At 32.0% G+C, this 23983-nt stretch carries 24 protein-coding genes; 14 read left to right on the top strand and 10 right to left on the bottom strand.

Features of this window, described 5'->3' with window-relative positions; all coding sequences use genetic code 11:
* Nucleotides 1–25: 25 nt before the first annotated feature.
* Entirely contained in the window at nt 26–883 is an 858-nt protein-coding gene (locus ABMY20_RS11085) for an RluA family pseudouridine synthase (RefSeq protein ID WP_349265313.1), read from the bottom strand.
* A gap of 244 nt (nt 884–1127) precedes the next feature.
* Between ABMY20_RS11085 and ABMY20_RS11080 the strand changes: the two genes are divergently transcribed.
* On the top strand, nt 1128–1970 hold the full coding sequence (locus ABMY20_RS11080; protein WP_349265312.1) for a hypothetical protein: 843 nt from the start codon (nt 1128–1130) through the stop codon (nt 1968–1970).
* On the opposite strand, the gene ggt is transcribed toward ABMY20_RS11080, so the two are convergent.
* From ggt to ABMY20_RS11065, 3 genes are all read right to left on the bottom strand, one after another.
* The gene (ggt, locus tag ABMY20_RS11075) at nt 1967–3646 is read right to left on the bottom strand and encodes a gamma-glutamyltransferase (RefSeq protein WP_349265311.1); all 1680 of its coding nucleotides are present in this window, start codon (nt 3644–3646) and stop codon (nt 1967–1969) included. The genes ABMY20_RS11080 and ggt overlap by 4 nt on opposite strands.
* 6 nt (nt 3647–3652) lie before the next feature.
* The gene (locus ABMY20_RS11070; RefSeq protein ID WP_047789677.1) at nt 3653–4240 is read right to left on the bottom strand and encodes an acyl carrier protein phosphodiesterase; all 588 of its coding nucleotides are present in this window, start codon (nt 4238–4240) and stop codon (nt 3653–3655) included.
* 64 nt (nt 4241–4304) lie between these two features.
* Entirely contained in the window at nt 4305–5768 is a 1464-nt protein-coding gene (locus ABMY20_RS11065; protein ID WP_349265310.1) for an aminoacyl-histidine dipeptidase, read from the bottom strand.
* Between the two features lie 70 nt (nt 5769–5838).
* Here ABMY20_RS11065 and recR point away from each other — a divergent pair, with 70 nt between their 5' ends.
* A complete protein-coding gene (gene recR, locus ABMY20_RS11060; protein WP_073183174.1) occupies nt 5839–6456 on the top strand; it encodes a recombination mediator RecR in 618 nt (205 codons plus the stop codon).
* Between the two features lie 552 nt (nt 6457–7008).
* Here the strand turns inward: recR and ABMY20_RS11055 are convergent.
* From ABMY20_RS11055 to ABMY20_RS11040, 4 genes are all read right to left on the bottom strand, one after another.
* The gene (locus tag ABMY20_RS11055) at nt 7009–7602 is read right to left on the bottom strand and encodes a CopD family protein (RefSeq protein ID WP_349265309.1); all 594 of its coding nucleotides are present in this window, start codon (nt 7600–7602) and stop codon (nt 7009–7011) included.
* Nucleotides 7603–7764: 162 nt separating this feature from the next.
* Nucleotides 7765–8802: a ferrochelatase gene (gene hemH, locus ABMY20_RS11050; RefSeq protein WP_349265308.1), complete on the bottom strand. Its 1038-nt coding sequence runs from the start codon at nt 8800–8802 to the stop codon at nt 7765–7767.
* A 1-nt stretch (nt 8803) separates the two neighbouring features.
* Complete coding sequence (locus ABMY20_RS11045) at nt 8804–9319, bottom strand: TrmH family RNA methyltransferase (RefSeq protein WP_349265307.1); 516 nt, start codon at nt 9317–9319, stop codon at nt 8804–8806.
* A gap of 30 nt (nt 9320–9349) precedes the next feature.
* Nucleotides 9350–10234: an AraC family transcriptional regulator gene (locus tag ABMY20_RS11040; protein WP_047789684.1), complete on the bottom strand. Its 885-nt coding sequence runs from the start codon at nt 10232–10234 to the stop codon at nt 9350–9352.
* Between the two features lie 211 nt (nt 10235–10445).
* Here ABMY20_RS11040 and hemA point away from each other — a divergent pair, with 211 nt between their 5' ends.
* The 12 genes from hemA (at nt 10446) to ABMY20_RS10980 (ending at nt 22259) form a co-directional block, all read left to right on the top strand.
* Nucleotides 10446–11717, top strand: coding sequence for a glutamyl-tRNA reductase (hemA, locus tag ABMY20_RS11035; protein ID WP_159611768.1), 1272 nt, complete (start codon nt 10446–10448; stop codon nt 11715–11717).
* A complete protein-coding gene (hemC, locus tag ABMY20_RS11030) occupies nt 11701–13287 on the top strand; it encodes a hydroxymethylbilane synthase (RefSeq protein WP_047789685.1) in 1587 nt (528 codons plus the stop codon). Before hemA ends, hemC begins: the two co-directional genes overlap by 17 nt.
* A 2-nt stretch (nt 13288–13289) precedes the next feature.
* Nucleotides 13290–13799: a hypothetical protein gene (locus ABMY20_RS11025; RefSeq protein ID WP_349265306.1), complete on the top strand. Its 510-nt coding sequence runs from the start codon at nt 13290–13292 to the stop codon at nt 13797–13799.
* Nucleotides 13796–14623 (top strand): hypothetical protein, encoded by an 828-nt coding sequence (locus tag ABMY20_RS11020; RefSeq protein ID WP_047789687.1) that lies wholly within the window; start codon nt 13796–13798, stop codon nt 14621–14623. Before ABMY20_RS11025 ends, ABMY20_RS11020 begins: the two co-directional genes overlap by 4 nt.
* Nucleotides 14624–14642: 19 nt before the next feature.
* Entirely contained in the window at nt 14643–15605 is a 963-nt protein-coding gene (hemB, locus tag ABMY20_RS11015; protein ID WP_047789688.1) for a porphobilinogen synthase, read from the top strand.
* A 1-nt stretch (nt 15606) separates the two neighbouring features.
* Complete coding sequence (locus ABMY20_RS11010) at nt 15607–15855, top strand: hypothetical protein (RefSeq protein WP_173360090.1); 249 nt, start codon at nt 15607–15609, stop codon at nt 15853–15855.
* The gene (gene hemL / locus ABMY20_RS11005; RefSeq protein ID WP_349265305.1) at nt 15856–17145 is read left to right on the top strand and encodes a glutamate-1-semialdehyde 2,1-aminomutase; all 1290 of its coding nucleotides are present in this window, start codon (nt 15856–15858) and stop codon (nt 17143–17145) included.
* Between the two features lie 44 nt (nt 17146–17189).
* A complete protein-coding gene (hemE, locus tag ABMY20_RS11000) occupies nt 17190–18221 on the top strand; it encodes a uroporphyrinogen decarboxylase (protein ID WP_047789690.1) in 1032 nt (343 codons plus the stop codon).
* Between the two features lie 20 nt (nt 18222–18241).
* A complete protein-coding gene (locus tag ABMY20_RS10995) occupies nt 18242–18844 on the top strand; it encodes a thioredoxin family protein (RefSeq protein ID WP_082118662.1) in 603 nt (200 codons plus the stop codon).
* 74 nt (nt 18845–18918) lie between these two features.
* Nucleotides 18919–19665, top strand: coding sequence for an EI24 domain-containing protein (locus ABMY20_RS10990; protein WP_047789747.1), 747 nt, complete (start codon nt 18919–18921; stop codon nt 19663–19665).
* A 30-nt stretch (nt 19666–19695) separates the two neighbouring features.
* Nucleotides 19696–20598, top strand: coding sequence for an oxygen-dependent coproporphyrinogen oxidase (gene hemF, locus ABMY20_RS10985; RefSeq protein ID WP_159490750.1), 903 nt, complete (start codon nt 19696–19698; stop codon nt 20596–20598).
* Between the two features lie 353 nt (nt 20599–20951).
* Complete coding sequence (locus tag ABMY20_RS10980) at nt 20952–22259, top strand: dihydrolipoamide acetyltransferase family protein (RefSeq protein ID WP_047789693.1); 1308 nt, start codon at nt 20952–20954, stop codon at nt 22257–22259.
* A 164-nt stretch (nt 22260–22423) separates the two neighbouring features.
* Here the strand turns inward: ABMY20_RS10980 and ABMY20_RS10975 are convergent, their stop codons facing one another.
* Together ABMY20_RS10975 and ABMY20_RS10970 are read right to left on the bottom strand one after the other, a co-directional pair.
* On the bottom strand, nt 22424–23101 hold the full coding sequence (locus tag ABMY20_RS10975) for a GNAT family N-acetyltransferase (RefSeq protein ID WP_047789694.1): 678 nt from the start codon (nt 23099–23101) through the stop codon (nt 22424–22426).
* Entirely contained in the window at nt 23094–23981 is an 888-nt protein-coding gene (locus ABMY20_RS10970) for a TIGR01777 family oxidoreductase (RefSeq protein WP_159611752.1), read from the bottom strand. The genes ABMY20_RS10975 and ABMY20_RS10970 overlap by 8 nt, the downstream gene beginning before the upstream one ends.
* Nucleotides 23982–23983 lie beyond the last annotated feature (2 nt).

Genomic DNA, 23983 nt, shown 5'->3' with positions numbered 1-23983 from the left:
AGATATATGTTTTAAAGGAGATTTTTTATGGGAATATTTTTTTGAATTTCTTTGGAAGTTCTTTTGTAATGTTGATTGTTTCTTTAGTAAAAGGGTGTGTGAACTCGAGTGTTGAAGCATGAAGAAAAAGCCCTCTTCCTTTTAATACTTTATTTTCTATAAAGTATTCTTTATCACCTAAAATCGGATTGCCAATAGAGAAAAGATGCTTGCGTAGTTGATGTTTTCTTCCTGTTTTAGGATGTAATTTAACCAAGTTCAAGAAATCAAATCTAGGGGACTCAGCAGTTTCAATAACTTCAAACGAAGTAGAAGCTTTTTTATCATCAATAGGAAAGTTAATTTCACCTTTCCTCTCTATTTTACCAATACAGATTGCGTGATATGTTTTCTGAATCTCCTTTTTTTCGAATAGTTGGTTTAAAACAATAATACTTTCGGTTGTTTTTCCAATAAGTAACAATCCACTTGTAGGATAATCTAATCGGTGTACAGGTCGAGGGCGAGTAGTATTTGGTGAATCGCTTTTTTGTAAATTTTGTATTAGAGCATTATCAATTGTGGCAAAAGAATTTCCACTAACCAACATTCCTGCTGGTTTATAAATAATAGCTAAGTGATCATCTTCAAAAAGAACGTCTAAAGGGAAATCAAAATGTTTTCTTTGAGTTTTTTCTTCTAATTGAAATAACTCAATAGTATCTCCTTTACTAATATATAAAGCTGTTGTAGCTATTTTACCATTGACCTTTATTAATCCTTTTTTAATAGCTTTTTTTAGGCTGGATTTAGTAGGGACGGTTTTAAAAATTCCGACAGCATATTCTTGTAGTCGAATTGAGGTTGCTATGCTTTCTACATTATGAGTTTCAGAAATTATCAAAACAAATTACTTATTTATTCAAAACTAAGCAAATAATTTTTGTTATCAATTAAGGTACGTTCGTACCTTTTTTTTAAACATTAGTAGAAAAGAATTAAATATAAGGAAAAAGATAAACTAAATTTAAGTTATACTGGAAAAACAAGAAGGAGTGAAAGATGTAACTAGTTTACATTTAGTTGTTTGTAGGTAAGTAAAGAGGAGGTGGGTACTCCTTTTAATATAATTGTAAAATAAATAAGTTATGTATAAATCAGATAGTTGTATACTAAGAAATCCAATGCCTAGTGGAGCTATCGAACCTAATGAGAATTCTGTAAATGGAATGTTAGAGTTTGATGGGTATTATTGGTGGACTAATTATCCATTTGGAATATCGTATTCTGGATATTGGTTCAACAATCAACAATGGGATCCGCGCTGTGCGACTGTAGACAGTGATGGATTACATTTAAAAATGAAAGAAACACAACTGCCTAACGGCCCCAAACAATGGTCTTCAGTGGAGTTAGTGTTGTGGGGAAAGGTAGCGAACAACCCTAATACGGCAGGAAACCCACCACAACGTATGTATCCTGGTTATGGAAAATACTTGGTGGCAGCAGAAACACCAGTAGGTAGTTTTAATGATATAGCTAATAATTGTTGTTTTGGGGTGTTTACATATCAATATGAAAAAGATTCATTAATAACTAATTGTCATAGAGAATTGGATATGTTGGAATGTAGTAGGTGGAATAAGCCTAGTGATTCAACAAATGCACAATTTACATTGCAGCCTTGGGAACCTGCTGGAAATGTACATAGAATTACATTGAAGGATAAAGGTAAAATAACTATTGTAATGGATTGGAAAAATGAAAATACTCCAGTAATTTATTCAATTTATTATGGCACATACGATTTAAATAACTTACCTGCTAAGCCTGATATAAGTTGGACAACAGCAGCGAGTCAAAATCAGTATATTCCTAATGAAGGATGTCAAACAGTGCATTTAAATTTATGGAGACAACCACAAAATTATACTCCTTCTGAGGAGCAAGAAGTTGTGATTAAGAAGTTTCAGTATAAAAGAAATAATTAAAATCCTACAGCGGTGTCGTCTCCTCTAGGGTCTGCACCGCCTTCTAATTTCCCGTTAGGAAGCACCAAAATAGCATCTACTTTTCCGATAACTGGTGAGTTGGTTTCGTCTAACTCGTACCCAAGACTTTGTAAACGTCTTTTTACTTGTTTATCAAAACCTTTTGGTTCCATTTTAATTACATCAGGTAGCCATTGGTGGTGAAAACGAGGTTGATTTACCGCTTCTTGCATTCCCATATCAAACTCATGTACATTTAAAATAGTTTGCAAAACTGAAGTAATAATTGTTGAACCTCCAGGAGTTCCTACAACCATGTATAGTTGACCATTTTTTTCCACAATAGTAGGGGTCATAGAGCTTAACATGCGTTTTTCAGGTTCTATTTTATTGGCTTCAGCACCTACTAAACCAAACATATTCGGTACACCAGGTTTACTTGAAAAATCATCCATTTCATTGTTTAAGAAAAAACCTAAATCTGAACAATATAGTTTAGAACCGTAAGCTCCATTAATGGTTGTTGTGGCTGAAATAGCATTTCCAAATTGATCAACAATAGAGTAGTGGGTGGTCTCATCGCTTTCAACCATTGTAATATTTCCATGAGAAACATCGGTTGAAGAGGTGGCTTTTTCAAAAGAAAAATCAAGCATTCGATTTTTTGTGTATTCTTTACTGATGAGTGTCTTAATAGGAATTTCTACAAAATCAGGATCTCCTAAGTAAAAACTTCTATCTGCATAAGCTCTACGTTCTGCTTCAGTAATTATCTGCATAGTTTTTGTTGAATTATGACCGTATTTATCTAAATCAAACGGTTCAATTCCGTTCATTATTTGTGCTAAACAAATTCCCCCACTAGCAGGTGGAGACATCGAAATAATTCGTAAATCGTCGTAGGTAAAAGTGATTGGAGTTCTCCATCTAGCTTCATACTTAGCCAAATCTTCTTCGGTCATAATTCCGCCATTGTTTTGCATAAAATCAACAAGGCGTTTAGCGGTTTCTCCTTTGTAAAACTCATCACGACCATTTTTTGCAATACGTTCTAAAGTTGCTGCTAAAGCAGTATATTTGATAGTGTCTCCCTTTTTCCAAGGCTTGTCAAAAAGAATAGAATCTTTATTTACTTCTAAAAAATAATGTTGATACTTTTTTATACGGTATTCTTGTTTTTGAGTAACTACAACTCCTTTTTTAGCTAAAGCTATAATTGGTTTTAAAATCTCTTGAATAGGTAATGAGCCGAATTTTTCATGTGTAGCAAAAACACCAGCCACTGTTCCTGGAATTCCTGCAGCCATAGCTCCTAAAGTACTTTTGTTTTTAATTACATCTCCTATGCTATCTAAATACATGTCTTTATGAGCAGCAAGTGGAGCTTTTTCGCGATAGTCAAGCGCACCAATTTCTCCCGTGTTTTTTCGATAAACCATGAATCCACCACCACCAAGATTACCAGCGTAAGGATATGTTACTGCTAAAGCTAATTCTGTGGCTATCATAGCGTCGAAAGCATTTCCTCCTTTTTGTAAGATATCCGAACCAATTTGTGAAGCTTCTTTACGGGCAGAAACTACCATAGCCTTTTCAGTAATTGTACCTAGAACTTTTTCTTTTTTACAGCTATATAATACTATGAGTGTTAAAAAAAATAAGAATGCTTTTTTCATGTGTTGTTAACTTAGTTCTTTTAGTTTTTGATGAGAGAATGTGCGAAGGTCTTCAAAAAAAGTAGTGAAATCATTTTCGAAAATCTGATAATTCTCTAACAAATCTCCGGTTGCTAAATTCATTTTTGATTTCCCATTAGTGCGTCTATTCATTCCGTTTAGGACTTCCTGAATCCCTTTAGCAAATTGATAATTATATAACCAGTCATACTGTATCATGTAGGGTAGCATTTCTTGTGTTTTTTCAGGAAGAATATCAATATTGTCTTGAAGTAAATTATAGACAGAGTTTACATAGACGTCTAGTGGAATTTGTGAATAATTTTTCCAGTTTTTGGCTAAATAATGATCGTAAAAAATATCGATAATTACACCATCGTAATGTCGATAGCGTTCATGTAAACGTCGTTTGCTTATTCTGACAGTTTTATGCGCATCTGTATAGGTGTCAATTTCACGATGTAATATAATACCTTTTTGAATGTCTTCATGATAGTGAGAAAAGTTTTTTCCTTTTACATGATCGGCAATAAAATTACCAATCATCACATTAGTATTGTTGTCGGAAAGATATAAATGCGCTAGAAAATTCATTTTATAAATGTAAACAAAAAACCACAACTGAAAAGCTGTGGTTTTAAAGTTTATGTGTAAGTCTTTAACTTTTAACAGGAGTGTTCTTTAAAATCTCTAATAAAAATTTCCAGAATTTTTGTGTTGATGATATTTGTGCACGCTCATCAGGTGAGTGTGCGCCTTTAATGTTTGGACCAAAAGAAACCATATCCATTTCTGGATAGTTTTGACCTAAAATACCACATTCTAATCCTGCATGACATGCCGCTACAATGGGTTTATCGTTGTGTAATTCTTCGTATAAGTCAGTTACAGTTTTTAATATTTCAGAATTTACGTTTGGTAACCATCCTGGGTAAGAACCTGAAAACTCTACATCAAAACCAGCTAATTCAAAAGATGAACGTAATGAGTTGGCTAAATCCCACTTATTAGTTTCAGAAGAAGAACGTGTTAAACATCCAATTTTAATAGCTCCGTCTTTTACAATAATACGAGCAATGTTGTTTGAAGTTTCTACTAAACCTTCAATATCAGGGCTCATACGGTATACACCATTCAACGCAGCATAAACCGCCTTAATTAATCCTTCTTGAACACCTAAGTCCATTACAGTTTCAGGGGTGTCAATTTCTTTTAATTCGATAGTTAGATTAGGTTCTAGTGTTGAAAACTCAGCTTTGATGTTGTTGATAAGCTCGTGAATTTCAAATAAGAAAGGTTCTTTAGAAACAGTATCAATAACTACAGTTGAAAAACTTTCACGAGGAATAGCATTACGTAAGCTACCTCCGTTTATTTCAGTAACACGCAATCCGAAGTTTGTAAAACCATCAAATAATAAACGGTTCATAATTTTGTTAGCGTTTCCTAAACCTTTAATAATATCCATTCCTGAGTGACCACCATTTAGTCCAGTAACAGAAATTTCATAGGCGATTGTGTTTTCAGGAGTAGTTTCTTCACTATAATTTCTAGTAGCAGTAACATCTACACCACCAGCGCATCCCATTCCTATTTCATCGTCTTCCTCAGTATCAAGGTTTAATAAAATTTCACCTTCTAATAAACCTCCTTCAAGTCCCATTGCACCTGTCATACCTGTTTCTTCATCAATTGTGAATAAAGCTTCGATAGCAGGGTGAGGAATATCGGTAGATTCTAAAACACCCATGATAGCAGCAACACCTAAACCGTTGTCAGCTCCTAACGTAGTTCCATCAGCTTTAACCCAATCACCATCTACAAACATTTTAATTCCTTCGGTGTCAAAATCAAAAACAGTATCAGCATTTTTCTGGTGTACCATATCTAAATGGCTTTGCATAACTACTGTTTTTCTGTCTTCCATTCCAGTTGAAGCAGGCTTGCGAATAATTACATTCCCAACTTTATCAACCATGGTTTCAAGATTTAATTTCTTACCGAAATCTACCATAAACTGAATTACTCTTTCTTCTTTTTTAGAAGGGCGAGGTACAGCGTTTAAGTCGGCAAAATTTTTCCAAACAGCTTTTGGTTCTAGGTTTCTTATCTCTGAATTCATGTGAATTGAAGTTTTAATTTTAAAGCTACGAAGATACTTAATCCTTATCGAAAAATTGTAAATTCGCAGCATGGATTTTTCGTCAAAATTATTAGAAAATGCAGTAAATGAAGTAAGCAGATTACCGGGTATTGGTAAGCGGACAGCACTTCGTTTGGTGTTACATTTATTAAAACAACCGAAAGAAAACACGAAGTATTTGTCAGAGGCTTTAACGCATTTACGAAATGATGTAAAATCGTGTAAAAAGTGTCATAATATTTCAGATACAGTGCTATGTGATATTTGTAGTAACCCGAAACGAAATGCTGAGATTGTATGTGTGGTAGAAGATATTCGTGATGTAATGGCGATTGAAAACACAGCACAATATAGAGGTTTGTATCATGTGTTAGGAGGGAAGATTTCTCCTATTGAAGGAATTGGTCCTCAAAATTTACAGATTGAATCGTTAGTGGAAAAAGTAAAAGAGGGAGAGGTTAAAGAACTGATTTTTGCATTAAGTTCTACCATGGAGGGAGATACAACGAACTTTTATATTTACAAACAGATAGAAAAATACGGAGTAACTACATCAACCATTGCTAGAGGAATCTCAGTAGGGGATGAGTTAGAATATGCAGATGAGGTTACACTTGGGCGAAGTATTGTAAATAGGATACCTTTTGAACAGTCTATAAAGGGATAAAGCATGTATCCTTTGTGGTTGTTGAGTTTTTTATAAACTTATAAACAATATAATCCTTTTTGTTTATAAAAAGTATCACTTAATTATCACTTAATTATCACCAAACATTTATATTTGTATCACTTAATACAACAATGTTGTGTAGTAAAAAAAGAAAAGCCGATTGTTGTAGCAATCGACCTTTCTTAAGGTAAAATGGAGTTTTTAGAGTTTTATAAATGAGATAAAACCTAATTCTTTCCTTCTCTGTATGTATTGACAGAAACTTTTTTACCTAAACAAGTTGAGTTTTAACTCATTCTGGAACAGCTAATGAGACTGTCTTTGAACCTTGTGGATGATAATTCAAAGATAAGTCTTAATAGGTGTTTCTAAAAGTCATACTTATTCACAATTCCCGTGAAGTTTTTAACAAAAAGTGTTTTGTTTGAAAATTATATGTAAAACACTACTTGTTTTAATGTTTTGTTTGTGAGGTGGTTAGTGTATTTTTGTGAACTATAGTAGTGATGTTTAGTGAGTTTCTTGTTTTAAAGCATTTTGCAACAAAAATTATTCTTTATTTAATTTTTCATCTTCTTCCATCAATTCTTGCTCGTATTTATCCCAAGATTTTTTAGCTCTTACTTTTTTATAATAACGAATACCAATCATCAATAATACTCCAAATAAGATAATTCCTACAACGCCCCAAATCCAGTTGATAGCACTTTTTAAAACGACTAAAAATACAACAGCGAATAAAATTACAGTTGGAATTTCATTAAATAAGCGGAGTTTATTAGGTGTGTATTTAATCTGATCATGTTGTAGTTCTTTGTATATTTTATGGCAAAATCCGTGGTAAAAATATAGCGCTAATACAAAAGCTAATTTTACATGCATCCAAGGCATTTTTAAGTAATAAGGATTTTTATATAGCATCCAAAAAGCAAAAAAACTTGCTAAAAATAAAGAAGGCCAAGTAATAATATACCATAAACGTTTAGACATTAACTTGTATTGAGTTTGCAATATAGACTTGGCAGGTTCGTCTTTTTTTTCTGCTTCTGCATGGTAAATAAACAGACGACCTATATAAAATAATCCGGCAAACCAAGTTACTACAAATATAATGTGTAATGCTTTTACGTAATAAAAATCCATGAGTTTTAATGTTTGAAAGTTGTAAAATTACAAGTTTTTAATTTTGTTAACTTATAACTTGAAAGAGATTATCACGTCGTTATCGCTTCTCATAATGACAGTTTTTGTGTCATTGCGAGCCTTTCGACTGTGGCTCAAGAGAAGCGAAAGCGTGGCAATCTGTTAGTTGTTTGTTGTTAACTGAAATTCATTAATCCATCCAGCTAAAACATCTACCCATTCATCATTATCATTAATACAAGGAACGGTGTGGAACTCTTCACCACCAGCTTCTAAAAACTCGTGTTTTCCTTCCATAGCTATTTCTTCCAACGTTTCTAAACAGTCAGATACAAAAGCAGGAGTTACAATTGCTAATTTTTTAATGCCGTCTTTTTCGGCTTTATTTACAATAGTTCTGTCGGTATAGGGTTGTAACCAAGGATCCACTCCTAAACGTGATTGGAATGAGGTAGAAACTTTATTTTCGTCTAATCCTAATTCAGAAATTACATTTTTAGTGGTTTGATAACATTGATGACGGTAGCAATATTTATGAGCTTCTGAAGGAGTATTACAACAACTTAAATTTCCTGCTTCAGGATTACAGTGCGATTTTGTAATGTCAGATTTTCTGATGTGACGCTCTGGAACTCCATGATAAGAGAATAAAATATGGTCGTAATCTTTATCAGATAAATAATCCTTTATACTATTAGATAGTGCTTTGATATATTCTGGTTTGTTGTAAAAAGCAGGTACATCGGTAATTTTCATGTTAGGAAAGAGTTCTTTTCTTAACTCTTCAGCTAATACCAAAATAGTTTCAGTAGTTGCCATGGCAAATTGAGGGTATAACGGAACTAAAAGTACTTCTGTAACACCTTTATCATGTAGTTCTTGTAATCCATTTTTAATTGAAGGATTTCCATAACGCATTGCCAAAGCAACAGGTAGTTCTGTTTTTGCTTGTACCTTGTTTTGTAAACGTTCAGATAAAACGATTAAAGGAGAACCTTCTTCCCACCAAATTTTTTGATAGGCTTCTGCCGATTTTTTAGGACGAGTATTTAAAATAATACCTTTAACAATAAATGTTCTTAGCCAGTAAGGAACGTCAATAACACGTTCGTCCATTAAAAATTCTCCTAAGTATTTTTTTACGTCTTTAGGGTTTGTGCTTTCTGGTGAGCCAAGGTTTACTAATAAAACTCCTTTCATACTATTTCAAGTTCTTTTCTTTTAACTGATTTGTCGTTTCGTATAATGCGATAGCTAAACTGTGAATTACATTCATGCTAGAATTTCTTCCGTACATTGGTATTGCAACTGTTGCGTCTACTAAATTTATGTTTTCTATACCGTTTCTTTCGCTACCCAAAAGTAATACAATTTTAGAATGTGTACAGAAATCGTAATCGCTAATATCTATGCTTTCATCGGTAATTTCAATTCCAATAATAGTGTTTCCTTCTTCTTTTAATTGAAGGATAAGTTGTTTGAAATTGTTATACGTATTATGTGATATTTGTTGAATTGTATTTCGAGCAGTTTTTTTTACAATTCTATTATCTACAGAAGGAGAGCTTTCGTGTAAATATATTTTAGATACGCCAAAACTTTCTGAAATTCGAAAACACATTCCTATATTTTCAGGAGTACGGATAGTATCACAAACAATGGTTATAGGAAATTCTTGTTGGTTGTTTTCTATATCGTAATGAGTAAGTTGTTTCATTTTGTAAGATTATGAGTTTTTAATTTTTTTCTACTGTTGTAAACTCATTACATATTGTTTAGGGGTAGTGCCAAACTTTTTTTTAAAAGCAGCAATAAAATGACTAGAAGTACTATAACCAACCTGTAAACCAACTTCGTTAACATTATATTGGTTACTTTCTAATAGTTTTCTAGCATGATCCATTTTATAGTCAAACAAAAAGCTGTATACAGTATCTCCATAAATTTGTTTGAATCCTTCTTTTAATTTTTTTAAGTTTAAACCTACTTCGTTAGATAAATCTTGTAAACTAGGAGGCTCACTCATTCTAGCAATGATTATATCTTTTGCTTTTCTTATTTTTAAAACTTCACGATCATCCACCAAAAAAGGACAATATTCTTCGTTGGTGTTTTCACCGCTGTCAAAATGTAAACTTAATAGCTCGTATGTTTTTCCTTTTATATAAAGGTCTTTCATAGAGCTTTGGTTTTTCGCTGTTAAAATTTGTTGAAGTACGAATAAAACATTAGCACTTATTTCTGCGTTGTCGTAATATTTTTTATTTTTATTATTTTCACTTAAAAAAGGTATATAACTAGCTTCTTTAGAGAAAAGAGCGTGAAACTTTTCAATAGAAATTAAAACTGAAACCAAAGAGGTTTTAGGTAGTATTTCTAAATTGATAGGTAAATCTTGTTGTGGGTTATATAGGAAAATTGAATGTTTGTCTAAAACATTAAAAGTATAGCTATTGTTATTGAAGTTAAACTTACAATTACCTTTAACACAGTAGTGTAGTTGTATGTATGAGTTGTCTATATCTCTTTTAAAAAACTCCGTTTGGTCAGAATTGTTTTGAAATTTTAGGACAAAAAAACCTTTTTCTATAGAAATTTCTCTAAATGTACTTTCTGCGATGTTTTTTGACATGAATTTAGTGGTTTACGTAAAACTTGTTATTTAGAATGGTTCTAAAATAAAATGTTTTCCCTAGTCTATTTTACTACAAAAATACACTTTTACAGAAGTTTTTAGGGGGTTTTTAAGTGAAAAAACAAATAGCGACATTAAAAGTTCTTTTAGCGATACTTTTTTTTGTTCAATATTTATATTTTTGACCGACTTTTTTGAAGAAGACTCAATGATAGTAGAAAACAAACATCATAATAATTTATACAATATAGGCGTTAGTTATAAAAAGGCTGATGCTTTGATTAGGGGGAAATTTAGTATTTCTAAAGAAAATCAAATACAACTTTTAGAAGAAGCCAAGCAAAGAGGTATAGACGGAATTTTTGTGTTGTCTACTTGTAATAGAACAGAAATTTGTGGTTTTGCAGAACATCCTTTTCAGTTAATAAGCATGTTGTGTAAATACTCAAATGGTTCGGTAGAAGAATTTGCAAACGTATCAAACGTATACAAAAACAAAGAGGCTATTAACCACCTTTTTAGAATGGGGACAGGTTTAGATAGCCAAATTTTAGGTGACTACGAAATAGTAGGGCAGTTGCGTCAGGCATTTAAACAAGCTAAAGAAGTAGGAACTACAAATGCTTATTTTGAGCGTTTGTTGAACCATGTAATGCAAGCAAGCAAGCGAGTTAAAAATGAAACTAAGTTAAGTTCAGGTACCACTTCAGTATCATATGCAGCTGTTCAATACTTAATTAATAATTTACCAGATTACAACTCGAAAAATATTTTAGTATTTGGATTAGGTAAAATGGGAAAACATACCTGTAAAAACCTAGCAGAATACACACAAAATAAATCGGTAAGTTTAATTAATAGAACTGAAGAAAAGACTTCAGCATTTGTAAAAGAACATAATTCTATTAGAAAAGCGTCATATGCAAATTTAGCAAAGGAGGTTTCAAATAGTGATGTTCTAATTGTTTCTACAGGAGCAAGTTTTCCTACGGTTACAAAAGAACATGTTCCAACAGATAAGGAATTATTGATTTTAGATTTATCAATGCCAGCAAATGTGTCAAAAGAAGTGGCAGGTTTAGAGAATGTAACAATGGTAAATGTAGATGATCTTTCCAAAATAACTGATGAAACATTAGCAATACGCCAACAAGAAGTACCATTAGCAGAGGCGATTATTGAAACTCATAACCAAGAATTTCAAGAATGGTTAAATCATAGAAGATTTACGCCAGCAATTACTGCTTTAAAAGAATCATTACAAAATATTCAACAAGGAGAAATAGCCTTCCATAAGAAGAAAATTAAAAATTTTGATGAAGAACAGGCAGAAATATTAACATCAAGATTTATTCAAAAAATAACCACACAGTTTGTTAAACACTTAAAAGACGAAGAAACTTCGGTAAATACAAGTATTGAAGTAATGGCTAAAGTGTTTGGAGCAAATTTAGAAACCATCCATGCAGAAGATAATTAGAATAGGTACCCGCGATAGCCAATTGGCTATGTGGCAAGCAAGAAAAGTTCAAAAACTTTTAGAAGAATTAGGCCATCAAACTCAATTAATCCCCGTTAAAGCAACGGGTGATTTAGTTTTAGATAAACCCCTTTACGAATTAGGAATTACAGGGATTTTTACTAAAAATTTAGATATCGCTATGTTGAATGACGACATTGATATTGCAGTACATTCTATGAAAGATGTTCCTACAGTATTGCCAGAAGGTATTATACAAGCAGCTGTTTTAAAACGTGCTAATTATAACGATATATTGTTGTTAAAGGACAATGAAGAGTTTATGGCGCAACCCAACGGAGTAGTTGCTACGGGTAGTTTACGTAGAAAAGCCCAATGGTTAAATCGTTATCCAACTCACAAGGTAGAGGGTTTACGTGGAAATGTAAATACACGCTTACAAAAGTTAGAAAGTAATGACTGGAACGGTGCTATTTTTGCAGCAGCAGGATTGGAACGTGTAGGTTTAAGACCTAAAGGAGCTGTTAATTTGTCTTGGATGATTCCTGCACCAGCACAAGGAGCTATAATGGTTACAGCTTTAGATGAAAATCAAGAAATAAAAGAAATTTGTGCTAACCTAAATGATAAAGACACTGAAATTTGTACAGGTATAGAGCGTGAGTTTTTAAATCGTTTAGAAGGAGGGTGTACAGCACCTATTGGTGCATTAGCTTTTATAAATGAGAAAGAAGAAGAAATTAACTTTAAAGGAGTTTTACTAAGTAGAGATGGTAAAAAGAAAATTGAAGTTAGCAAGAAAGTAAAAGTAGGAAAACATAAATATATAGCAAAAGATTGTGCGAATTACGTGATAGATAAAGGAGGGAAGCTAATTATGATGGAAGACGAAGGAATTGAAAAACAGTTTTCAATCTATTCGACAAAAAAACTATCAGAAGCACAAAAAAAACTATTACCAACAAGCATGAATGTTCAGGATAGTGATTTTATTAAAATTCGTTTTAATAGAATTGCTCCTAAAGTAGTTAAGGAAGAAATAGAAAATGTAATTATTACTAGTAAAAACGGAGTAGAAGCATTACTAAACTCATTTACTTCAGATGAATTACAATTTAAAAATATTTATTGTGTTGGTAGAAGAACCAAAAAGTTAATTGAACAACGTATAGGAAAAGTAACACACTCAGAAAGAAATGCTAAGAAACTTTCTGATTATCTATCAAAAGAATTAAAAGGGCAGGAGGTAACTTATTTTTGTAGTAATCTACGTTTAGATACTTTACCACTTATCTTAAAAGCAAAGGGCATTACTGTAAATGAAGTAGAAGCTTATAAAACAACGTATAGTCCAGCAAAAGTTAATGAAAAGGTAAATGGAGTGTTGTTTTATAGCCCATCAACAGTAGAGAGTTACATGGAAAAAAATACTGCAGATAAAATAGCCTTTTGTATTGGAGATAGTACTGCTAACGAAGCAAAAAAACATTTTAAAGAAGTACAAATAGCAAAATTACCAACAGTAGAAAGCGTTTTGGAGTTGGTTAATTTACATTTTGTAAAGGAATAGAAATGAAGGGAATGTTTTATTTTATGTGTTTTTTGTTTCTTTTTAGCTGTAAAAATAAAAAGACAGAAAAACTTATATATCCACGTCAAATAGGAGATATTAGTTATGATGTAAAGTTAGACAGTCCAAGTTTTATTCCATGCAACGGAAATGATAAAATATTTCAATACTTCAATAATGGCAAAGGTTTAGAGTATAAAGGAAGTAAAAGAGAAATAGAAAATTTATTTAAAAAAAAGTATACTCATATAAAAGTGGATGAAAGCGGATTGATAAGGATTCGTTTCATTGTTAACTGTAAAGGAGAAACAGGCAGGTTTAGAGTTATACAAATGAATAATAACTACGAACAATTTACTTTTGATAATAGAATTACTAATCAGCTATTGATGTTAACTCAAAGCTTAAATGGCTGGAAAACAAAACAAGATGGTCGAGATAGAGAAATAGATTATTATCAATACTTGATATTTAAAATTGAAAAAGGAAACCTTATTGAAATTTTACCATGAGATCTATTATAATATGTTTGTTAAGTTTTTTTGCGAGTAATACTTTTACTCAAAACTGCAATGCATACAAATGGGAAGGGGAGATTAAAAAATATGAGGCTTGTAAAAAACAAAAAGAAGCCTATCAATTTTATCAGTTCACCAAAGAGTATCAAGAATTATTAGATGAAGCCATACAGATAGATTCTACTTATGATAAAGCTTATTGGGCTAAGTCAATTGCATATTTAAAAAGTGGAGATTTTTTATCATGGAAACCATTAATTGACAAGGCTGTAGAATTAAATCCTAAAATGCATTTAGGTTATAGAGGATGGTGTAGATATCAATTTTTTAGAGATTATAAAGGAGCTATAAAAGATATAGAACAATATGAAAAAATTATAAAAGATGATATAGGTTACTGTCAAAATGGAGACTATCATTTACGAATAGCAAAAGCAATTTGTTATAAAGCAGTTGGAAAAAAAGATAAGGCAATTAAAATAATCGAGGATTATTTAAAAGATAATAACGAAGAACCTGATCTGTACAACTATTTTCATCTGGGAGTTTTGTATTTCGAAAAAGGAAATTATAATAGAGCTTTAAGTAACCTTATGAAGCAAAAGGAGAATAATAACTTAGCAGATAATAGGTACTACATAGCAATGTGTTATAAAAAAAAGAATAACCTCAATAAGTATAAAGAAATAATATTAGAAGCAAAGAAGTTATTTGAAGAAGGATATTTATTAAATGATCCATACACTCATCACTATGATAAGGTGTATTTGTCTCAAATAGAAGAGGAAATTAATAAAAGTAAAAGATTTACCCCTTAAACTTTTAAAAAGAAAATTAATGTTTAGAACACGAAGACTAAGAAAAACAGAAAACATCCGTCGATTAGTTAGAGAAAATAAGCTTTCGGTAGATGATTTTGTATACCCATTATTTATTGAAGAAGGAACAGGCATTGAAACCGAAATTCCATCAATGCCAGGAATCAATCGTTATTCATTAGATACTATTTCTAAAGAATTAGATGAAGTTGTAGCTTTAAAAATTCCAGCAGTATTATTATTCGGTATTCCATCTAAAAAAGATGATGAAGGGACTGAAACTTGGAATGATAACGGAATTATGCAACAAGCTATCCGATTCATAAAAAAGAATTACCCAAGTTTATATGTAATTACTGATGTATGTTTTTGTGAATATACAAGTCATGGTCACTGTGGAGTTATACACGATAATGATGTAGATAACGATGCAACTCTAGTTAACTTAGCAAAACAAACCGTATCACATGCGAAAGCTGGAGCAGATATGGTAGCACCATCAGGAATGATGGACGGTGCTATAGCTATGATGCGTGAGTCGTTAGATAATACAGGTTTTGCGAACTTACCAATCATGGGATATTCTGTAAAATACGCATCAGGATTTTACGGACCTTTCAGAGAAGCGGTAGATTCAGCACCGTCGTTTGGAGATAGAAGAACGTATCAAATGGACCCTTCTAATAGAGATGAAGGATTACGAGAAGCAACTTTTGATGATGAAGAAGGAGCAGATATTTTAATGGTAAAACCAGCACTATCGTATTTAGATATCATAAGAGATTTAAAAAATAATTTTGATAGACCTATTGCTTGCTATAATGTAAGTGGAGAATACTCAATGGTAAAAGCAGCAGCCGAAAAAGGATGGATTGATGGTGAAAAAGTAATGATGGAAAGCTTACTGTCTATGAAAAGAGCAGGAGCAGATATTATCATTACCTACTTTGCCAAAGAAGCAGCTAGAGTTTTAAATAGATAAAATGGAAAGAATAGCTGTAGCAGGAAATATAGAAGCCCCGATATATAAATTTTTATTAGATAAAGGGTTTAAAATATCTATACAAGGAGAGTATTGGGTTGCTAAAAATAATAATTTCGAGGCTATAGCTGATAATATAATAGAACTGGCAGGTATTATATACTTGAGAGAAAATAAAGGTAAGAACTGGAAAGCTAGTGATGATGTAATTGATAATTATATCGACTTTCTTAAAATGAATGAAAAATAAATGGAATTCAAAAAATCACAAGAATTATATAACAAAGGATTAGAAAACTTAGTAGGAGCAGTAAATTCACCAGTGCGTGCATTTGCATCTGTAGGAGGGAATCCTTTATTCATAAAAAAAGCGAAAGGAAGTAAGATTACTGATGTAGATAATAATTCATACATCGATTTAGTATTGTCATACGGTCCAATGATTTTAGGACACCGTCATAAAAAAGTAGAAAAAGCTATTAGAAAAGCCTTGAAAAATGGGTATTCTTTTGGAGCATCAACAAAAGGTGAAATTAAATTAGCAAAAATTGTTTGTGATGCTTTCTCGGGAATGGATAAAGTACGCTTTGTAAATTCTGGTACAGAGGCTGTATTAAGCGGAATTCGTTTAGCGAGAGCGTTTACTGGAAAAGACAAAATTATAAAGTTTGCAGGTTGTTATCACGGGCATCAAGATGCTTTATTAGTAGCTGCAGGTTCTGGTTTAGCTACGTTGAGTTTACCAGGAAGTAAAGGAGTTCCAGAAGGAGCTGTAAAAAATACGTTGATTGCAAATTACAACGATTTAGAAAGTGTAAAAGCACATTTTGAAGCTCATGATGATATTGCAGGAGTTATTTTAGAACCTATCGCAGGAAACATGGGAGTAGTAACTCCACAAGATGACTTCTTAAAAGAATTAAAAGAGTACGTAAACTCAAAAGGAGCTTTATTAATTATTGATGAGGTAATGACAGGTTTCCGTTCTAAGTTTGGGGGAGCTCAAGAAATATTAGGTGTTGAAGCTGACATTACTTGTTTAGGAAAAGTAATTGGAGGAGGTTTTCCAGTAGGAGCCTATGGAGCACGTAATGAAATTATGGAAACAGTAGCCCCATTAGGAGGAATGTACCAAGCAGGAACATTGAGTGGTAACCCAATTGCCATGGCAGCAGGAATTTCAACCTTAACAGAATTAAAGAAGCAAAATCCATATGAAAGGTTCAATGAGATAGCTCAAATTATTGAGGTACTCTTACTAGAATCAGCAAAAAAGCACGGAGTTGAAATTACAGTTAACCGATTTGGTTCGATGATTAATCCATTCTTTACTAATAAAAAAGTAACCAACTTTGAAGATGCACAAACTTCAGATACGAAGAAATATGCTACTTTCTTTTGGGAAATGGCTAAAAATGGGGTGTTTTTACCTCCAAGTCAGTTTGAAGCTTGGTTCTTATCATCAGCATTAACAGAAAAAGATATTCAAGAGATAGCTAATGCCATTGATAAGTCGATGGAAGCAGTATCAAAAATGTAGAATAAATAATTGTCATTACGAGGAAGAATGACGTACAGATAGACATGATAAAAAACGATTTATTTTTAAGAGCATTAAAAGGAGAAACAGTTGATCGTCCACCAGTATGGATGATGCGTCAAGCAGGAAGGTATTTGCCAGAGTTTATGGAAATTCGAGAAAAGTACGATTTCTTTACACGTTGTAGAACTCCAGAATTAGCATCAGAAATTACAGTACAACCAATTCGTAGATACGGAATGGATGCTGCAATATTATTCTCAGACATTTTAGTAATTCCACAAGCAATGAATATTGAAGTGGAAATGAAACCAAATTTTGGACCTTATTTACCAAACCCTGTAAGAGACAAAAAAGGATTAGATAGTGTAATTATACCTGATATTCATGAAGAATTAGGCTATGTAATGGATGCTATTAAAGCAACTAAAGAAAAGCTGAATGATGAAATACCATTGATAGGTTTTGCAGGGTCTCCATGGACAATTTTATGTTATGTTGTACAAGGACAAGGGTCTAAGAATTTTGATAAGGCAAAAGAATTTTGTTTTACGCAACCAGTTTTGGCACACGAATTGCTTCAGAAGATTACAGATACCACAATTGCTTATTTAAAAGAAAAGGTAAAAGCAGGTGTGAATGCTGTACAAGTTTTTGATTCTTGGGGAGGAATGTTATCTCCAACAGATTATCAGGAGTTTTCATGGCAATACATTAATCAAATAATAGAAGCATTAAAAGATGATGCACCAGTAATAGCTTTCGGTAAAGGATGCTGGTTTGCCTTACATGAAATGGCACAATCAAACGCCTCAGCTTTAGGAGTAGACTGGACATGTTCTGCAAGAAATGCACGTTATTTAACAGGAGGAAATATTACATTACAAGGTAATTTTGATCCTTCAAGATTATTGTCTCCACCAGCCGAAATAAAAAAGATGGTACACCAAATGATAAATGAGTTTGGTAAAGACAAATATATTGTTAACTTGGGGCACGGAATTTTACCAAATATACCGATAGAGAATGCAAAAGCATTTATAGATGCGGTAAAAGAGTATAAAGCCGACAGATAACCCCTTTTAAATAATTAAAAATGAAGAAATTATCTTTTGTTTTGATGTGTTTTTTAACGACTGTTATTTTCGCACAAAATAAAACGTATTACAATTTTGCGGTAAACAATTGTGTAGAAGAAAGTGCCGAAGGTTTGATTGATAAGTGCATTAAAGGCTCTTATTTGTTAAATTATAACTTTACTACAATTGACAGTAAAACAGTAAGTACAGACAAAATTAACAAGCCAATTGTATTGATAGCAAATGCTACTTGGTCGGCTCCTTGCTGGGGAGATGTACCAGCCCTAAACAAAATGGTAGAAAAATATAATAATCAATTGGAGTTTATTATGATTTTTTGGGATAAGGAAGCTAAAGTTAAAAGAATGGCTGAAAAGTTAGATAAGAGAATTAAGCTTGTTCCTGCAAGAGACATCGATAAAGTTCAAAAAGGATTTTTAGATATCAGTGGGTTTGTTCATAAGTTAGACTACCCAACAGCATACTTAATAGGTAAAGACAAACAGTTTGTTAATGTTAAAAGAGGAGCTGCAACACCAACAAAAGAAGTAGGTTGGGATAAAGTTAACGAAATAAATACCAAAAACTTTGAAGATTTTTTAGCACCAATATTAAAATAAATCATTTGAAATAATATTACTAGTAACCTCTTTCTTTATTGAAAGAGGTTTTTTATTTTCACACAAAAAAAGATATGATACAAAATATTGTAAAAGGAATTAAAGCCTATTTTGGTGCTTTCGGAATGATTTCAAAACTAAAGCTATGGAAGTATTTTATTATTCCAATGTTTATAAGCCTATTAACAGCAACGTTTATTGGTTTTATGGCCTATACATTTTCAGATAATATTGGTCATTATGTAGCCAATTTCTGGAAATGGGAGTTTGGTAAAGAAACCTTTGAGGTTATCAGTACTTTTATAAGCGGATTACTTATTGTAGTAATAGGTTTAGTATTGTATAAACATATTGTAATGGCTTTATCTGCGCCTTTTATGAGTCCAGTTTCAGAAAAAATTGAAGATCATCTTAGAGGAGAAGACCATACACATAGAATAACTTCTTTTCAAGAGCAATTAATTAGAGGTATACGAATAAACCTTAGAAATTTAACTAGAGAGCTCTTATTGACAATCCCTATCTTATTGTTAGGTTTTATTCCTGTAATTGGTATTATTTCAACGATATTACTGTTTTTAATGCAAGCATATTATGCCGGTTTTGGAAATATGGATTATACCTTAGAACGTCATTTTAAATACAGAGAAAGTATCAATTTTGTAAAAGAAAATAAAGGGCTAGCTATAGGAAATGGAGTGGTATTTATGTTGTTTTTATTAATTCCTGTTATCGGAGTAATTTTGGTATTACCACTATCAGTAACCGCAGCTACTACAGAAACTATTAAGAAAATACAGCTTAAAAAATTACCAGAATAAGTACTTTTGCACGTCAATAGAAACAAACACATGAAAGAACAATTTTACGCCTACATTCAAGAATTACAAGATACCATAACATCAAAGCTGGAAGAAATAGATGGTGAAGCTAAGTTTCAAGAAGATTTATGGAAGCGTGCTGAAGGAGGAGGAGGTAGAACTCGTGTAATTGAAAATGGGAATATTTTTGAAAAAGGTGGCGTAAATATATCTAAAGTATTTGGAGAGTTACCAGAAGCATTAAGAAAGCAGTTTGGAGTAGAAAGTGGAGATTTCTTTGCCTGTGGATTGAGCTTGGTAATTCACCCGAAGAATCCATTTGTACCTACAGTACATGCTAATTGGCGTTATTTTGAAATGTATGATGGTGAAGGAAATATTGTTACCCAATGGTTTGGTGGTGGACAAGATTTAACTCCGTATTACTTATTTGAAGAAGACGCAATACATTTTCATGAGATATGTAAAGAAGCTTGTGATAAGCATCACCCAGATTTTTACCCAAAGTTCAAAGAAACTTGTGATAATTATTTTTGGAATGCGCATAGAAATGAAGCACGTGGCTTAGGAGGCTTGTTCTTTGATTATTTAAAAGAAACAGAAGAGTTTTCAATGCAAGATCGATATGATTTTGTAACTGAAGTAGGAAATAGCTTTTTAAACTCCTATGTGCCTATTGTTGAGAGAAGAAAAGACATTGCCCACACTCAGGAGCATAAAGATTGGCAGGAAGTTCGTCGTGGTCGTTATGTAGAATTCAATTTAGTACACGATAGAGGAACCTTATTTGGTTTAAAAACCAATGGACGTATCGAAAGTATTTTAATGAGTTTACCACCAACAGTACAGTGGAAATATAATCACCATCCAAAAGAAGGTTCTGAAGAAGCAAAATTATTAGAGGTATTGACAAAACCTAAAAATTGGGTGTAAACATTTCTTTTTAAAATAAATAGAAAGGAAAAAAGACAAAACAGATAAAGTTTTGTCTTTTTTTGTTAGATAGAAAATTAATATTAAAAATAAAATAGTGCTTAATAATTTTAATTAGGTTAAAGAGTTCAAAAATAGAATTTTGAGTAAAGAAACAATAGTTTAATTAGATATTAGAGTATTCGTAATGATATTCTATGTTTACAGAGATAACAATAATCTATTTATTGTTTTTTATAGTTGAATTGAGGATAATTTAATCGATAAAGAAAAAATCAAAAATATTTAACGTATAAAACCATGAAAAAATCGTTGCTTTTTAGTAACTTCGCAAGCGTTTAAAATTATACACTATGGCTAGATACGAATTGAAGTTGCCTAAAATGGGCGAAAGTGTTGCAGAAGCAACAATAACTTCTTGGGTAAAAGAAGTTGGAGAAACTATTGATATAGATGATACCGTTGTTGAAGTAGCTACAGATAAAGTAGATAGCGAAGTACCTAGTGAAGTTGAAGGAACTTTAGTTGAAATCTTATTTGAAAAAGATGCTGTTGTGCAAGTAGGTGAAACTATTGCAATTATAGAAACAGAAGGAGAGGAAGGAGCAACAGCTGATGCGTCTAAGAAAGAAGAAGTTAAACCAGAAACTGTAGCTGCTGTAGAGAAAACTGTTGAAGTAGCTAAAGAAACAGTAGCGACTACGATTGATACTTCATCAAGCGATCGTTTTTATTCACCATTAGTTAAGAGTATTGCGCAAACAGAAGGAATATCTGTTGAAGAGTTAGAAAACATAAAAGGAACTGGCAAAGAAGGAAGAGTTACTAAGAATGATATTTTATCATACTTAGAAAACAGAGGAAGTCAGCCAGAAGTTGTAGCTCCAGCTTCAACAGAAAAGAAATCGGTACCTCAGTCAGCACCAGCACCAACTCCTGTTTCGTTAAGTGGTCAAGATGAAATTATAGAAATGAGTCGTATGGGGAAATTAATCTCTAAACATATGGTTGACTCTATTCAAACATCAGCACACGTACAATCGTTTATTGAAATTGATGTAACTAATATTGTTAATTGGAGAAATAAGGTTAAAAAAGCCTACCAACAAAGAGAAGGAGAAAAGTTAACATTTACACCAATATTTATGCAAGCTGTTGCTTCTACAATAAAGAAGCATCCAATGATAAATATTTCTGTTGATGGAGATAAAATTATTAAAAGAGGGAACGTAAATTTAGGAATGGCAGCTGCCTTACCTGACGGAAATTTAATCGTACCAGTAATTAAAAATGCTGATATGTTAAATTTGGTAGGTATGACAAAGCAAGTAAATGATTTAGCTACTAGAGCTCGTGCTAATAAGTTAAAACCGGATGAGATTCAAGGAGGAACTTATACAGTAACGAATGTTGGTAGCTTTGGAAGTATTACAGGTACACCAATAATTAACCAACCTCAAGTAGCAATTTTAGCTTTAGGAGCTATTGTTAAAAAACCTGCAGTAATTGAAACTCCAGAAGGAGATTTTATAGGAATCCGTCATAAGATGATTGTATCACATTCTTATGATCATAGAGTAGTAAATGGAGCTTTAGGAGGTATGTTTATAAAAACATTAAAAGAAATTTTAGAATCTTGGGATGTAAATCAAGATTTTTAAGAAAGAAGAAATAATATTTTAAAAGGCTTAGGTAAATACCTAAGCCTTTTTGTTTCAACTATGTTGGTTATTTAACTATTAATATTTTTATTGATACATTTTGAGAGTACAGTTTACCAAATATTAAGGCTTGCTTGAAGAATCTAGGAGTTTATTGAGAACTCTTATTTTTTATGAAAATACCACCAATTCATATCTCGTGTTAGTCGATATCCTAATTTTTCATAAAGCTTAATTGCAGGATTTCCTTTATTAGTATGTAAAATAGGATGTTTTCCAGCTTTTAAAATTTCTTTAGTAACATGTTGAGAAAGTTGTTTAGCCAATCCTTTTCTTGTATGTTCAGGATGAGTAACTACAGCACTAACTTCAATAAAGTTATCAGTTTGCATACGTTGTCCAGTTACAGCAACAAGTTTGTTATCCTTAAAAATCCCAAAATACTTTCCCATATCAAAAGTTCTTTTTCTATAATAACCAGGCATTACTAACCATACAAGGTTATAAATTTCATCAACATGTTCTTCAGTTAACGGAATTATTTCTTCAATAATATCAAAATCAGTTAAGTCTTCAAGTATCATTTGGCAACCATCAATCTTTTTGTATAGAAGAATTTTGTCTTTGTCATAAGTAGGTGTTTTATTTTCAGAAACTAAAAAGAATTTATCTGTAAGCTTTGCATATTCATTTAGAGCATACGTTGTTTTTGAAGCCTCAGTAAAAGCACCAAAAGGACAAATAGTAGGATTATAAAACTTTACACTATTATAATTAATAGCAAATTTTTCATGTGTTTCACACAACGAATGCCAAACAGGATTTTGAAGTTTGTTATTCATTATAAATATTGGTTAAAGCAGTATTTAAGTTTGAAAAAATAAAATTATAAACATTACTTGTTTTCTCATAGGAAATCCTACTTCCTTTTAATAAAATATAAGCCATTTCACCTAAAGCTATTTTCAAAATAAATGAAGGAGCATTCATGGGAAGTACAGGTTTATTAATAACCTTTCCTAGTAGCTTTGTAAAACTTTCATTAGTCTGATGTTCGGGAGCAACAGCATTATAAACTCCAGTAAAACCGTTGTCTTCTATCGCTTTTGTATACAGTTCACATAAGTCATGAATGTGAATCCAAGGCATATACTGTTTACCATTTCCTAAGGCAGATAGAAACAAAGGAGTATTCATCTTTTGTAATGCACCACCATTTTTAGAAAGTACAACACCAGTTCGTAAAATGGTTACAGGAATATCTATTTGTTCGAATTGAAGAGCAGCATTCTCCCATTTTACACAAATTTTAGAGATAAAATCATTTTCAGGTTTATCATTTTCTGTATAGATTTTATTAGAAGTAATTGCTCCATAATATCCAATACCAGAAGCAGAAATAAATTTCTTGATGGATATTTGATACTCTTGTATTTTATTAAATAGTAAAGAAGCTGTTTTTACACGGCTATCAATCAATTCTTTTTTTCTTTCATTAGTCCAACGTTTATCAGCAATTCCAGCTCCTGCCAAATGAATAATATAACTTACATTATTAAAAGCATCTTTATCAATAAAGCCTTCTTTAACATTCCAACGAAATTCGTTACTCTTTTTTGGAGTTCTGGTAAGAATGTTAACCACATGCCCTTTACTAGTTAACCTTTTTGTTAACTCTTTTCCGATTAAGCCAGTTCCTCCTGTAATTAATATAGTTGCCATAG

The sequence above is a fragment of the Tenacibaculum sp. SSH1-16 genome (genome assembly GCF_040104435.1).
In the GTDB taxonomy this organism is placed as follows: domain Bacteria; phylum Bacteroidota; class Bacteroidia; order Flavobacteriales; family Flavobacteriaceae; genus Polaribacter; species Polaribacter mesophilus.
This window is presented reverse-complemented; position numbering and strand designations above follow the sequence as displayed.